This window comes from Rhodococcus sp. PD04 (genome assembly GCF_035918275.1).
Lineage (GTDB): Bacteria > Actinomycetota > Actinomycetes > Mycobacteriales > Mycobacteriaceae > Rhodococcus > Rhodococcus rhodochrous.
In genome coordinates this window covers 232,503-247,393 of sequence record NZ_CP142144.1, presented here as the reverse complement: position 1 = coordinate 247,393, position 14,891 = coordinate 232,503, and the positions used below count along the sequence as shown (strand labels likewise).

Here is a 14,891-nt window from a genome sequence, read left to right as displayed (position 1 = left end):
GGGTGGCCACACCCGAGCGACCTGCATCGGCCTCGGCACCCCCTTCGGATGCCGACTGGCCGGGCGTGGCGATGAACCTTCACACACTCAGCAGGAGCTATGACCCACACTCTCCCCGCGGGCGTCCCCACCCAACTCTGGATCGGTGGAAAACTCGTCGATTCGTCTACCGGCACCACTTTCCCCGTAGAGGACCCCGCGACCGGTGCCGTGATTGCGCATGTCGCCGACGCCGCGCCCGAGGACGGACGCCGAGCTCTCGAACACGCCACTACCGTGCAAGGGGACTGGGCGCGGACCCCCTCGCGTCGACGTGGCGAAATACTGCGCACCGCATTCGAACTCATCCATCAACGGGCAGACGACCTCGCGCGCACCATCACTCTCGAGATGGGTAAACCGCTCCACGAGGCGTATGCGGAGATCGAATACGGCGCATCATTCCTGCACTGGTTTGCCGAGGAAGCGAACCGAATCAGCGGGCGAATCTCGCCGTCCCCGTCGGGAACCGGCACCATCGTCGTCACCAGAGAACCGGTCGGGCCGGTACTGGCCATCACCCCCTGGAACTTTCCGCTGGCCATGGCCACGCGCAAGATCGGTCCAGCACTGGCGGCCGGATGTTCGATCATCGTCAAACCAGCGGCCGAAACGCCTTTGACGATGCTGCTGGTCGGTCAGATTTTCGCCGATGCGGGTCTGCCCGAGGGTGTGCTGTCGATTCTGCCGACCTCCGATGCTGCAGCGCTGACCGCACCACTGATCGACAGTGCTGATCTGCGTAAGATCACGTTCACCGGATCCACCGGTGTCGGCAAGCTGCTGGTTCGTCAATCAGCGGATCGGCTCCTGCGGATGTCGATGGAACTCGGAGGCAATGCCCCCTTCCTCGTGTTCGATGACGCTGATGTCGATGCAGCGGTCGACGGCGCGATGGCTGCAAAATTCCGCAACGGCGGCCAAGCATGTACAGCAGCCAACCGATTCCACGTCGCACGTAGCGTCGCAGAAGAGTTCAGCGAGAAGTTCACCGCACGCATCGGTGCCTTGCGCACCGGACACGGTCTCGAAGCAGGAACCGATATCGGACCGCTGATCACCGCGAAGCAGTGCGCCACCGTCGATGCTCTGGTCGAAGACGCCGTCGCGAAGGGTGCACGTATCCGCATCGGCGGTGGCCGTCCTGACGGGCCGGGAACGTTCTATTCCCCGACCGTTCTCGACGGTGTGAGTCCCGACGCGCGTCTGCTGCGTGAGGAGATTTTCGGCCCGGTAGCCGCGATCACCACCTTCGATACGGAGGACGAAGCGATCGCGGCGGCGAACAACACCGAATACGGCCTCGCTGCGTACTTCTACACCCAGAATCTCGACCGAGCGTCCCGAGTCGCCAACGCACTCGAGACCGGCATGGTCGGAATCAACCGAGGCATCATCGCCGACGCGGCCGCACCCTTCGGAGGGGTGAAGGAGTCCGGCTTCGGCCGCGAAGGATCGGTCGAAGGTATCGACGAGTATCTCGCCACCAAGTACATCGCACACTGATCACCGGTGGCAGCATCCAGACCGGCGAATGCCCCTGCCCTCAACAAACACTCGTGCGCCGGGGGCTGGTGAAGGACCCGCCGAACGGTGGGTCCTTCACCAGAGAGGTGGTTACCGCACTCGTTTGTGTGGCACTACCTGCACATCACCCTTGCGAAGGGGATCGGCAGGTCGACGCGGAACGTCCCGACGAGTGTCGAGTTCAGCTGTGGCCTCCTGCCCCCGGTCACCGGGGTAGGGGACAGCATCATTGATCTCCGCGCTCCACGTGGCGATCGCTTCGTCGACCTCGGTGTCGGCACTCTGGCGAGCGAGCACCAATGCGACGAGCGGCGTGGCCAGTATGATCGTGCCGAAAATGTATGCCGGAAGCATCAAATCGAGGAGCGTCGCGCCCTCCGGCATGGTGGCCGTCGGGTCCAAGGACGCGTGAACTCCAGCCATGCCGGTGTAGTGCAATGCCGCCACTGCACAACCCATCACCAGGGCGCCGAGCAGACGGGTGGCTCGGATGAATGCCGTTCGTACCAACCACAACGCGGCGATGGATGCCCCGATCCCGATAGCCACCGAGGCGGCGGTGAGTACCGGGTCGTGGGACAGTTCGCCGCGAATGCGGATAGCGGCCATGCCGCAGTAGTGCATCAGGCTCACCGCGACGCCCATCACGGCGCCGCCGATCAGTAACGCCGACCTGTCCAGGATCGGACGCCCGGCCAAGGCCCGTAGATCGACCAGCCACAGCCCGAACAGGGTCGCGCTGATAGCGATGACCGCCGAGAGGATCGTCAGCATCGGGTCGTAGCGGATGATGGTGCCGGGCACCGCGAAGCCCATCATGGCGATGAAGTGGGTCATCCAGATCCCGACACCGCCGATGGACAGGGCTGCCATCACCAACCAGCGCCAGCGCGTCGGACCGAGTGGGGTGGTAGCGGCTCGGCGAGCGCAGGACAGGCCGACGAAGGACCCGGCGATCGAGGTGCCGTAGGCGAGAAAGAGCACCCACAGTCCCAGATCGAAATGGTGCATTTCGTGTGACATCAGTGTTCCTTACCAAGGCACGCTCGAGCACCTGCGCCGGCGGTCGCGTGCCGAACCGTCCGGGCAGGACTGCGATCTCGGCCCCCCGAGCAGCGACAGCAGCGTACCTAACGCGACTTATGTTTCAAACCAGACCAACGCAACGGGGCGACCCGGACAGCCTCGCCTCCTCGGTCGCGGCGGTTCCTTCGCTGAATGGTTGCCGACTCGACGTGGTGCACCGTGAAGGGCTGTATGCCCGATCTCCCTCAGGCAGTCAAAGGTCGAGTTCGTCGGCTGCACGATGTATGGACGAGTCTGCGTCCATGTACGGATTAAGGCTGAGGCCGTAGCAAAAACGATTGGCCTCTCCTTCGGCGGACGCCGGCCGTGGCGGTGGCGGACGCCACGCTGTCCGTCGGTGTCGGATTCCCGCTCGTTTCCTTCCGTCATCGCGTTGAGTTCGATCGCGACCGGTGGCGCGGCCGGTCGCCTGACCGCCGACGGGGCAGTCGACGACTCCGGCCCCCTGCGCCGGAAGTGTCGTGCCCCGTCGGCTCTCCTCGTCAGCAGAAGATCGCCGGCGAGAAGATCAGGCGGTGCTCGTGCAGATTATTCGTTTTCTGCAAGATCATGCGTATTTTGAACAGGCCCGGTCGGTCTGGTGTCCATGTTTCGTCGAATGTCCCCTTCGTTCGGGTCGTCGGGGAGGCTGTGATTCGTCCCGTCTTCGTGGCGGATCCCGGCCGCAAGGGATCAGTCGATGTCAATTCGAATTGCAGCTACCGGAACACGGTTCGGATTCTGTGGCATCCAACGGTCGCGGTTGGAAGGCCGGAATGTGTCGGATCGCCGACTGTGTGCTCATATCGGTGCGGCAGCGACCCGAATCGAGATCGCGATCGCGGCGGTGTCGAGCATGTGGCAAGATGGGCCCGGAACTGGACTGGTCGTAGGAATCATTGCACGACAGCATATTTCGTATGTACTACAGGACTCTGTGCCGAAGGTTGTCCACCGCGTCGTCGAAAACATCCCCGAGTCGTAGATCGGTTCTGCTGGGGTGCTGGCGATGCGAGAGGCGCCGGACTCGGTGATATCCGCATCTGCGAAGCCGGGAAGTGTCCGAAGATGGGACAGCTGTGTGAGGCGCACATCACGATGATGGCTTCCACGTGACCTGAACTACAGAAAGGCTAGGACATGTCGCCTCACTCTTCCTCTGCGGTCGGACTTGCTGATACCGAGGTGTCACTCGAGTTGGATGCGTTGATCATCGGTGCGGGGGTCGCCGGCCTGTATCAGCTGCATCAGCTTCGCGAGCTGGGGCTGCGGGTGCGCGCCTTCGATACCGCCTCCGACGTCGGTGGCACCTGGTACTGGAATCGCTATCCGGGTGCCCGATTCGATTCGGAGGCCTACATCTACCAGTACCTGTTCTCCGATGAGCTGTACAAGAACTGGAGCTGGAGTCAGCGTTTCCCCGGCCAACCCGAAATCGAGCAGTGGTTGCATTATGTGACCGACAGTCTCGACCTGCGCCGCGACATCCAATTCTCGACGACGATCACCAGCGCGCACTACGTCGAGGACTCGAAGCGATGGATCGTACGCACCGATCGCGGGGACACGATTGCCACCCAGTTCCTGATCACCTGCGCCGGCATGCTGTCGGCACCGATGTCGTCGGTGTTCGAGGGCCAGGGAAGCTTCGCCGGCCCGATCTTCCACACCTCTCGGTGGCCGAAGGAAGGCGCCGATGTTGCGGGCAAGAGGGTCGCAGTGATCGGTGTCGGCGCCACCGGGATCCAGGTCATCCAGACCATCGCCGACAAAGTCGAACATCTGAAGGTGTTCATCCGCACACCGCAGTACGCCCTGCCGATGAAGAATCCGTCCTACGACGACCGGGATGTTGCCGCGTACAAGGAGCGCTTCGAGGAACTTCGCGCGACGTTGCCGCATACGTTCAGTGGCTTCGAGTACGACTTCGAGCATGCATGGGTCGACCTGACTCCCGAGCAACGGCGGGAAAGGCTCGAAGAGATCTATGACAACGGTTCACTCAAGCTCTGGCTCGCTTCTTTCGCGGAGGTGTTCTCCGATGACGAGGTCAGTGAGCAGGTGTCCGAGTTCGTGCGAGAGAAGATGCGTGCGCGACTGAAGGATCCGAAGCTGTGTGAACTGTTGATTCCGACCGACTACGGCTTCGGTACACACCGGGTACCGCTGGAAACCAACTATCTCGAGGTCTACCACCGTCCGAATGTCGAAGCAGTGGGGGTGCGCAGCAATCCGATCAGCCGCATCGTCCCGGAAGGGATCCTGTTGGAGGACGGCACGCTGCACGAAGTCGACGTCATCATCCTGGCCACGGGATTCGATGCGGGATCCGGCGCGCTGACACGAATCGATATCCGTGGACGTGAGGATCGATCGCTCGCGAGCGACTGGGCGCGTGACATCCGCACGACGATGGGCCTGATGGTGCACGGCTATCCCAACATGCTGACCACCGGCGCCCCGCTCGCCCCCTCTGCAGCACTGTGCAACATGACCACCTGTCTGCAGCAACAGACGGAATGGATCACCGAGTGCATCCGGCACATGCGTGAGCACGGGTACACCGTCATCGAACCGACCGTCGAGGGTGAGGACGAATGGGTCGCCCACCACGACGAAACCGCGAATGCCACGCTGATCTCGAAGACCGATTCCTGGTACAACGGCGCGAACGTTCCCGGAAAACCTCGCCGCGTGCTGTCCTACACCGGTGGGGTCGGCACCTACCGAGAACTCACTCTTGCGGCCGCCGCGGCCGGCTACAAGGGATTCCAGCTGAGCTGACCTTCTCGGATATCCGGCCCCTGCGGTCGACCACTGCTCGTCTCACGGCGGCGTAGGTGCATGTCATCGGGTGAGCACGCGCTGCTACCGCTTTCTCATAGCTCAGGAGGACGATCTCGATGATCGACAACCCGTACTACACGCACGACTTCCACGGTGATTACGACCTGATCGGCATCGGAGCCCTCGACCTCGAGGAGGGTGGCTCGATCCCGGACTGCCGGCTCGCGGTGGCAACGTTCGGAACGTTGAACGAAGCCAAGGACAACGCAATCCTCATCCCCACCTGGTACTCGGGGACCCATCAGATCTGGCGTGACGCATACATCGGTCCTGACCATGCTCTCGACCCGAACAAGTATTTCATCGTCTGCGTGGATCAGATCGGCAACGGTCTGTCGACGTCTCCGCACAACGCCACCGGCGTCAACGAAGAGATCGCCATGTCGAAGTTCCCTCGTGTTCGGATCGGGGACAATGTCGTGGCCCAGGAGCGGCTGCTCCGGGAGCATTTCGGGATCGAACGCCTCGCGTTGGTGACGGGAGGCTCCATGGGAGCTCAGCAGACCTACGAATGGGCGGTGAGGTTCCCCGACAAGGTTCTGCGCGCAGCACCGATTGCCGGTACGGCACGCAACACTCCCGGTGATTTCCTGATCGCGGAGATCATGCGCGAAGCGATCCTGTCGGATCCGGGCTGGAACGGCGGCGAATACACCTCGCATACGCAGGTCGTCGACGGCCTCACCAGGCAGGCTCACATCTGGGGAGTGCTCGGATTCTCGACCGAGTTCTGGAAGCAAGAAGTATGGCGATCAATGGAGTTCGATTCCTTGGACGCGTTCCTGACCGGATTCCTCGAGCCCTACTTCACGGCGATGGATCCCAACGCACTCCTCACTCAATCCTGGGCCTGGCAACGTGGTGACGTCTCCCGGCATACCGGGGGAGACCTGGCCGCTGCACTCGGACGGATCACCGCCAAGACCTTCGTGATTCCCATCGACGAAGACCAGTTGTTCCCGGTTCGCGACTGTGCTGCCGAGCAGGAACTGATCAAGGGCAGTGAACTGCGCGTGGTCGAAGATGTGCTCGGGCATCTGGGTCTGTTCGCTGTCGCTCCGACCTACATGCCGCAGATCGACCGCCACCTTGCGGATCTTCTCGCGATCGAGGTCTGAAGCGGTGCCGCCACGACAACGGTCCACGTGGGCGGGACGGTAGTGAGTGTGCCCGCCGGCGGTCGTGGCGGCAGAGAACATCGAGATTTTCGCGCGGTGGCCGGCGATGTCGACCTCTATGCGTAGGGCGGGGCAGGTGATGGAACGGGCTCGGCTTCCCCTGGGGGTGAAGCCGAGCCCGGTGATCCGGTCGCCGTCGACGACCTGACGTCAGTCTCCTGATGGTGGTGTGCACCCCGGATCCCGGCAGTCGGTGGTCCGGGGAGTAGGCGCGGTGCGGACCGCGAGTGCCGACCTCCGGCCGGCGGGGTGGTCGTACCCGCCCCCGTTACTGCCGTTGGAGACGGCAGGTTGATGTCCTATTCTGGGACATCCATAGAATGTGATGTGCGGCACATTGAGGGGGATGGCAGTACTGCGACCTGCAAGGAAATGTGATGGACAGTGACAACCGCCGACGCCGTGTGACCACCACCCGGCACCTCCATGACCTCGCCGGTTCCCCCTCCGAGGACGTCTCGCCCCTCATCGCACAGTCATGGCGACGCTCACGTCAGGCGGGTGTCATCCCGGACGGCTCGCACCTTCCACAGCTGCAGTACGTCGAAGACCTCGATCTTCGCCGACGACTGGTGCAATGCGCCCTGCCGATCCTCGATCGGCTCCATGACGACCTGTCCGACATGTCCCTCAGTGTCGCGTTGAGTGACGAGCATGCGCGTGTGCTGGTCCGGCGGGACAATGATCCCGTCCTCGCCGCGAAGCTGGACAAGGTGTACTTCGCTCCCGGGTTCACCTACGCCGAAGAGCTCGTCGGTACCAATGGAGTGGGCACAGCCCTCGAGACCGGGATGGCCGTCTACGTCGACGGCGCTCAGCACTATCACGAATCGATCCAGTACTTCACCTGTGCCGGCGCGCCCATTCACAACCCCACCACCGGTCGTGTCGAAGGACTGATCGACATCACAGGCTTGACCCACACATCGAACCCGTTGATGCGCCAGCTCGCCCTTGGAGCGGCTCGTGATATCGAGTCGGCTCTTCGCGCCACGGGATCGATCAAGCAACAGCTCGTGCTCGGCGAGTTCCTCGTAGCCTGTCGGCGCCGGCAGACGGCGGTGTACTCACTCAGTTGCGGTGTTTTCATGTCGAACGAGATCGGCTCGCGCCTTCTCGACCCGATCGACGAGGCTTTTCTCCGCGAGGAAGCACAGTCGATGCTCGATCCGTCACGAGTTGCCCAGTTCGACCTGCGCCTTCCGTCCGGAGGTAGCATCACCGTCAAGCGCACCCTCGTCGAACATGGCGGCGACATCGCCGGCATCGTCCTCGAAGTCGAGGCGACATCGTGTCCCACGAAGACCGTGCAACCCCGGCGCACGGTTCCCGTGTTTCCGGGGGTGGCGGGGTCTTCGCTCCAATGGAACCGGTGTCGAGGGGAGTTGACGTCCCTCGCCGCGACAGATGCCAACGTGATCCTCAAAGGTGAACCCGGAAGCGGCAAACTCACTCTCGTTCGGGGCATGCACCTGTACAAGAATCCGCAAGCCCCGATTGTCGTCGTGGAGTGCTCTGCTGGAAAGTCCGCTCACGAGGAATTGCGAACTGCGCTCGATTCCGCGGCGACCACGATCGTCCTTCGTCGCATCGACCAACTCGATGCGAGCACCGACGAGCTCTTCGCCGACCTCATGTCCGCCGATCAACACCGATATCCGGCTCGGTGGATCGTCGCGACCATATCCACTGATGGGGACGCACTTCAGAATTCTGCTCTTGCCGAGCATTTCATCGCCACCGTCGAGGTCCCCGCATTGCGTCATCACCCCGATGACATCCCGGACATCATCCGAATGCACCTTGCACCTCACCGCGAAAGCGCTTTGAGCGACGACGCGATGCGAACCCTGAAGAAGTACCACTGGCCCGGCAACGTCCGTGAACTCGTCGACACTCTCAAGCAAATACTTCGTGCCAAGCCGGCGGGAACGATCGCGGCAGCCGATCTGCCTTCTGCGCTCAGCTCCGCACCTCGGCGGACGATGTCGGCAATGGAAAGAGCCGAGCGTGACGCCATAGTGGCTGCGCTACGGGACAGCGGTGGCAATCGCGTGGCCGCCGCGAAGTTACTGGGGATTGCGCGGTCATCTCTTTACCGCAAGATCGACACGTTCGGCATCCACGTGTGATCGCGCAGAATGCGGTGATCCGAGAGTCGTCCTATGGCCTTGCGTCCGGTAGCGGTGACTGTCGGAAGGTGCAGTTGATTTCATGCCGGAGAGCAGGTTTCCGGCGCACCAGGTCTGATCGCAGGTGCTCGGGTAGTTCAGTCTGCCCGGGGAGGTGTGACTGAATGTGTAGTCCTGACCATCGAATTCACGCACGATCGCGTGGTGGTCGATCATGCCGGAGGCCGACCGCGGTGCCGGGGCACAGTTGAACACACACGATGTCGTTGTTGTATCTGTTTGTGGTGTCGAGCTGCCTACGCCCTGGGCAAGCGTGGCGGTGGCGCGCGCTTCCAGGGCAGGTGGGCTGCTCTCTCGCAATCGGTATGCAGCACAGCCCGACCGGACTCATGGCCGAGTATCAGGGTGCAGGATGGTTCGTCTCCGGGCGACCTCGGGAAATCGATCGCCCTCGCGGCAAGCCCGTGGGAGATGGTGTTCGCGCTCGACCTGTTGCACCCAGACCTCGAACGGCGTGGCAACACCACACCGCTGCGGGTGTTTCGACACCCGCAGCGGTGTGGTTTCCGTGCGTCGGGTGGGGGATTTCACCCGATCTCGTTGATGTCGTCGTGTGGCTGTTCGGCGAGCGCGCCGGTTACGCGAGCGGTCAACGGATCGAGGTCGATGTCCGGTGCCGCGGCTTGGGATGGAACCGGGTCAGGAAAGGGCTCGATAGACGGCGGTCTCCATGTCGAGGTAACCACCGAGTGAGCCGGGGTCGGCGAACGGGAAGATCTGCGTCGCCCAGTAGCCTCCGATCTTGTTGTGCCGGTCGATCCAGTAGTAGAGGTTGGCCAGGCCTGCCCAGGCGAGAGAGCCTGCGGGACGGCCCGTGGGTGCTTCGGTTTCGTTGGTCATGAACGTGTAGCACCAGCCCTTGCGCTGGCCAGGGAAGAACTCGGCGTCGTTCGACAGCGACCCGATGACACCCGGAAGCATCTTCACGGTCAGGTCGCCGAGGTCGTTTCTGGTCGCCCACTCGACGGTGTCGGGGCGGAGGATGACGGTGCCGTCGTCTGCCTTGCCGTCGTTGAGCCACATCCGGATGAAGGCGAGGTAGTCACCGACGGTGGAGAACAGTCCGTGCCCACCCATGTCGACCTCGGGCGAGGTGGGGATGACGAAATCGGTGGCCTGGAGCCCGTCGTCGGTGCGCTGGTGCATGGTCGCCAGACGCGCACGCATGTCGTCGGACGGAGTGAAGGACGTCGATGTCATGCCGAGTGGGTCGAGGACTCGTGTCTTCAGCGCCTCGCCGAGGCGGGTGCCGACGATGCCTTCGATCACCTGGCCTGCCCAGTCGATATTCGAGCCGTACTCCCACTGGGTGCCGGGATCGAACAGCAGCGGTGTCTTGAGCGCGTCCTTGGTGGCGGTGACGATGCTGGGCTGACCATGGTTCTCGGCGAGGCGGTTGTACGTCTCGTTGAAGAAGTCGTATCCGAAGCCGGCGGTGTGCAGCAGTAGTTGGCGGGTCGTGATGTCGGTCTTCGGTGCTCGCAGCAGCGGCTCGCCGTTCGAGTCGAAGCCCTCGATGACCTGGAGTTCGCCGATCGCGGGCGCGTACTCCTCGGCCGGGGAATCAAGGTCGAGATCACCGGACTCCACGAGTTGCAGCGCCACGGTGCCGGTGAGCGCCTTGGTGGTCGAGAAGATGCTGAAGACGGTGTCATCGGTCATCGGCTGGTCGTTGTCGACAGACCGCACCCCGGCGGACTCGATGAACATAGTTTCTTGGCCGTTCGTCATGCCCGCCACTACTCCGGGCACGGCACCGCTGTTCACCGTGGCGTGGATGGCTTCGCGGGCTGCGTCGACGACGCGCTGGGTATCGGACATGCGAGGTTGTTCCTCTCGTTCGGTCGACAGTGACGCTGCTCCAAGTTTTACGAACGTGTGATGGACGTCTCAACCGCCGTGGCGGCGCAGTTTCGCTCTGTTTCCCCGCCGAATGGCGGGTCCCTCAGTCGAAGGGCCGCCGTATTCTCGATCCGAGTCTTCGAGGAGGTGACGTGACGATGGCCCGAGCCGTGCCCCATCCACCATTCGATGCCGAACTCAAGGCGGGATTGGCTGTTGTAGGCGGCATGTTCCCTCCGACCGTCACTGCGGACCTGATCGAGTTCATGCGTACGTCCTATGCGTCCCCTCCGATGGACGAGGAATTCGACCGCCGCCGGATCGCGGTGAACGAAGTGACCTTCTCAGGGGGCGATGGCGCTGCCGTCACCGCTGCGGTGCTTCGTTCCCGGGACGTCAGCGGGCCCCGTCCTGCGGTGCTGTACGCGCACTCCGGAGGATTGATGTTCGGAGACATGTTCAGCGGCCTGGACCTGGTGCTGGACTGGGTGACCGAACTGGGGGCGGTTCTTGTCACGGTCGATTATCGTTTGGCCCCTGAGTATCCCGACCCCTATCCGCGTGAGGACATGTATGCCGCCCTGGAGTGGTTGGCTGCGCATCTCACCGATCTGGACGTGCGGGCGGACCGGATCCTGGTCGCCGGTGCCAGCTCCGGTGGCGGACTGGCAGCCGGTCTCGCGCTGGCTGCGCGGGACCGCGGTGGTCCCCGGTTGTGTGGGCAGGTGCTCGACTATCCGATGCTCGACGACCGGTGCATGACCGCTTCGATCGAGCAGTTCGACGGTATCGGTGTGTGGGACCGGATCAGCAACGAAACCGGCTGGACCGCCCTGCTGGGTGAGCAGCGGGGCACCGACCTTGTCTCGCCGTATGCAGCCCCGGCCCGCGCGCAGAATCTGCGCGGATTGCCGCCGGCCTTCATCGACGTCGGTGCGGCCGAGATCTTCCGGGACGAGGCGATCGACTATGCCAACAGGATCTGGCAAGCCGGTGGCGATGCCGAGTTGCACGTATGGTCCGGCGCCTTTCACGCGTGCGACATTTTCGCCCCGCACACCAGCGTGGGCCGGTCCATGATCCGGACCCGCAACACCTGGGTCGAGAAAATCCTTGCGGACTGAGGGCAGGAACGAACATGCAAGAGCTACTCGGACGGATCGCCCGCCTCGATCCCAGCGCCAGTTTGGGTCTGCGTGTCATCGCGTGCTTCGACGAGTTGATCGTCGGCAACGTCAACACCCGTGCCCTGCTGGCGACCGCTGCCGCGCTGGCCGGTTGTACTGCAGGGTTCCGGCAGAGCGTCCCGCCGCGGACTCTACGAGTCACTCCGAAAGGAGAAGCAGTGCAGGGTGAATCGCCGACAGATCCTTCGAATCTGCACGTGGCGTCGGAGGACGGCATCGACGTCTGGCTCGAACGCGACGGTGCTGCTGGGCCGAACGACGCACTCATCCTCGAGCGCTTGGCACTGGCCGTGCGGATCCGGAACGGGCGTGGAGCCCGGGAGATCGACAATCGCCGCCACCTCGGCATACTCACCGGTCGCGAGAGCACGCCCGACGAGCGGTTGACCGCGGCGAGCGCGCTCGGCTTGTCGGCAACGGGCATGTATCGCCTCGTGGTGGCCCCGCTGTTCGCGGTGTGGCGCAATCATCCCGCCGGTCCGGAGGACGTGATTGCCACCCCGTTCGGTCCGGTCCACGCCATCGTTGTGCCGGAGCGGTACCCGCCGTTCGGCGCTTCGCCGTGCGGTATCGGAACAGCCACGCCGCCGGACTCGTTGGATCGGTCGTTCCGGACCGCGATGGTCGCTCTGCGCCTGTGCCGAGCCCCGAAGGAACCCCAGGTCGTTGCCGACTCCTACGGGGGTCTGATCGAACTGCTTGCCGACGCCGATGAGCACGCTCCGCACAGCGACGCCGACCGTGTCGAGGCCATCGCACACTACGCCTGGGGGATGGAGACGATCGATGCCGTCGTCGCTGCGCAGTCCGTTCGGGAAGCGGCGCGACTGCTCAGCATCCACCACAGCACGCTTCAGAGCAGGATCGATACCATCACTGCGACACTCGGTTTCAACCCGTTCGAGGGATTCGGGCGCAGCCGGCTCGGGGCAGCGTTCCTGCTGCATCGCTTGCGTACGTCGACGGTCCTCGACCTGCCGGCGGCTGCGGCACCCGGCAATGTCGCCGTGCTCGGTCCTGCTCGCCGCGCGACGGTATGAGGCCGTCAACGCTTCACGATGTGGTCTCGGTCATCTCTGTGCCGGTTCGGTGCGTTGGCGTGTCGGTGATCGCCGGAAGTGGCACATCGTTGTGTGGGTGATGTCCTTGCGACGTCAGCTCCGGGCGGCGGAGCCGTCTTCATCCCAGTCGGGTAGGGCCGGCACTCGGGTGGCGAGGGCGGTATCGGCGACGATCAGCACGACTGCGACTGCGCGAGCCAGAGGCTGGATTACGAGGCTGGAAATCATCAGAAAACGGTCTTCCTTGGTCGTGTGTCGTCCGGTGGAGCCGGGGCGTCCCGTCGGGAGAACGGGTCTGCCGATCGCGATCGGACCTGCCATCTACGTGCCGGAGTTGATCGTCCGGGCGGATCGGCTCGGACGACAGCAGCGGTAGTCGATTGTTCAACTATAATTATGCTACTCGGTTCCGAAAATCAAGTCGATCATGCCGCGGAGTCGAACGAGCAGCCGACATCGATGGTGCACCCTCCGATCGGATGTCCGGATCTTTTCTGCATGAGCGGTACCGTCCATGTTCGCAGGTGAACGTCAAGAGATTCCGATAAGGGGGCGGGATTGGACGGTGAGAGCGATCGGCATACCGACTGTCCCGCAGGTAAATACCGGCGAACGGCACCGGCGGGACATGGCGAGCTCATCGACCGAACGGATGGCACACAACCCCGCCCTGCGTTGCTCGGTATGGAGGGCCCGGATGCCCTGCCCGTTGGAGGAGGGGGGACAGGCAGGGCATCCGGGACGGGGTCGGTTCACCGACCGGGATCCACGGTCCGCCGACAGGGGGTGACGGGTCGTGGTGGGTGTCGCAAGATCATGTTGTCGGTCGCTTCGCGCGTCGCCTATCTTTACGGTACCGGGTACCCAAAATCAAGTCTCGGGTCGGAAAAAGGGGGAACGCGATGGCTACCGGCAGACGTGGACGTCCACAGGTGTCGTCTCGTGCGCAGGTCGAGGCCGCCGCGTTCGAGTTGTTTCTCGAACGGGGCTATGCGGAGACATCGATCATGGACATCGTTGCGGCCGCAGGGATCAGCAAGACCACCTTCTTCCGGTACTTCTCCAGCAAAGCGGCGCTCGTGTGGTTTCCTTTCGAGGAAAGCACCCGCGATCTGCAGAGCGCCTTCGACACGGTCGACGATGAGGTGCCGGTCATGGAAGCGATCCGGGCCGGGGTGATCGATACGGTAGCGGCCCGACTCGACGACGAGGGCGTCTGGACCGCCCAGATTCGGATCCTCGACGCCTCACCGGAACTCCAGGCCGAGGGTGCGCAACGGTGGTTGGTGTGGTCCGAGGTCGTCTCGACGTTCGTCGCGTCCCGTGTCGGTACGCGTCCGGCGGCGGTGGTGCCGGCTGCTGTCGGGGGTGCGGTGCAGTCCGTGGTGCTCGCCGTCCTGCGCGAGGGAGTGAGGTCTCCCGCATCCCCCAGTGAGGTGTTGACCATACTCGATAGGTCGTTGGCTTCGCTGGGGCACAGCCTGCAGAAGTGGATCGACGAACAACCTTGCAAGTAAGGCGCATCGGCCTCCTGCGCAGTGGCGGAACCTACGTGCGAGGTGTGCCCGAGGGCCAGTGACGTGCGCACCGTCGATGTACCGGATCGATGCACCGCCGGTGGTGGTGGTTTGCCCGCGGACGGGACTCACCGTTTCCCGGCCCGTTGCCGTCCGGAATGCCGGCCGTCGATCGTGAGGCGCTGCATCGTGCCGAACCGCCGGCCCGGGCAGAGTTCGTCGCCGCTCGGCCCGATGGGGAACTGGTGAAGTATCTGGCCGGTGAAGCGCGTGGCGCCACTGGGTTCGGTATTCGCGACACTTCGAGCGATCGGAGTGGGTGCGCAGGTGCGAGTCGCACTTGTTCGGATGTCGAACTGCATCGCAGGCCGTGCCGGTGATGCACATCTCGAAAATTCCTCGTACACGATTCGTTCGCGCACGATCGATTCCGGTA

General features: G+C 63.4%; 9 protein-coding genes. 7 read left to right on the top strand and 2 right to left on the bottom strand.

Annotated elements, in window-relative coordinates; all coding sequences use genetic code 11:
- Window positions 1-99 precede the first annotated feature (99 nt).
- A complete protein-coding gene (locus U9J23_RS25515) occupies window positions 100-1,545 on the top strand; it encodes an NAD-dependent succinate-semialdehyde dehydrogenase (protein WP_138999841.1) in 1,446 nt (481 codons plus the stop codon).
- Between the two features lie 111 nt (window positions 1,546-1,656).
- Here U9J23_RS25515 and U9J23_RS25510 read toward each other — a convergent pair whose 3' ends face one another.
- Window positions 1,657-2,589 carry an MHYT domain-containing protein gene (locus U9J23_RS25510; protein ID WP_272268882.1) on the bottom strand — a complete coding sequence of 311 codons (933 nt, stop codon included), beginning with the start codon at window positions 2,587-2,589 and terminating at the stop codon, window positions 1,657-1,659.
- A 1,182-nt stretch (window positions 2,590-3,771) separates the two neighbouring features.
- On the opposite strand from U9J23_RS25510, the gene U9J23_RS25505 reads away from it, so the two are divergent.
- From U9J23_RS25505 to U9J23_RS25495, 3 genes are all read left to right on the top strand, one after another.
- Window positions 3,772-5,415 (top strand): flavin-containing monooxygenase, encoded by a 1,644-nt coding sequence (locus tag U9J23_RS25505; protein WP_272268881.1) that lies wholly within the window; start codon window positions 3,772-3,774, stop codon window positions 5,413-5,415.
- A gap of 119 nt (window positions 5,416-5,534) precedes the next feature.
- A complete protein-coding gene (locus tag U9J23_RS25500; RefSeq protein WP_272268880.1) occupies window positions 5,535-6,596 on the top strand; it encodes an alpha/beta fold hydrolase in 1,062 nt (353 codons plus the stop codon).
- Between the two features lie 437 nt (window positions 6,597-7,033).
- A complete protein-coding gene (locus tag U9J23_RS25495) occupies window positions 7,034-8,788 on the top strand; it encodes a sigma-54-dependent Fis family transcriptional regulator (protein WP_272268879.1) in 1,755 nt (584 codons plus the stop codon).
- Between the two features lie 699 nt (window positions 8,789-9,487).
- Here U9J23_RS25495 and U9J23_RS25490 read toward each other — a convergent pair.
- On the bottom strand, window positions 9,488-10,669 hold the full coding sequence (locus U9J23_RS25490; protein ID WP_272268878.1) for a serine hydrolase domain-containing protein: 1,182 nt from the start codon (window positions 10,667-10,669) through the stop codon (window positions 9,488-9,490).
- 179 nt (window positions 10,670-10,848) lie between these two features.
- Between U9J23_RS25490 and U9J23_RS25485 the strand changes: the two genes are divergently transcribed.
- The 3 genes from U9J23_RS25485 (at window position 10,849) to U9J23_RS25475 (ending at window position 14,455) form a co-directional block, all read left to right on the top strand.
- Window positions 10,849-11,814 carry an alpha/beta hydrolase gene (locus U9J23_RS25485; protein ID WP_326603315.1) on the top strand — a complete coding sequence of 322 codons (966 nt, stop codon included), beginning with the start codon at window positions 10,849-10,851 and terminating at the stop codon, window positions 11,812-11,814.
- A gap of 14 nt (window positions 11,815-11,828) precedes the next feature.
- On the top strand, window positions 11,829-12,917 hold the full coding sequence (locus U9J23_RS25480) for a helix-turn-helix domain-containing protein (RefSeq protein ID WP_272268877.1): 1,089 nt from the start codon (window positions 11,829-11,831) through the stop codon (window positions 12,915-12,917).
- 953 nt (window positions 12,918-13,870) lie between these two features.
- Window positions 13,871-14,455, top strand: a complete 585-nt coding sequence (locus U9J23_RS25475; RefSeq protein ID WP_272268876.1) for an acyl-CoA-like ligand-binding transcription factor — start codon at window positions 13,871-13,873, stop codon at window positions 14,453-14,455.
- Window positions 14,456-14,891: the final 436 nt, after the last annotated feature.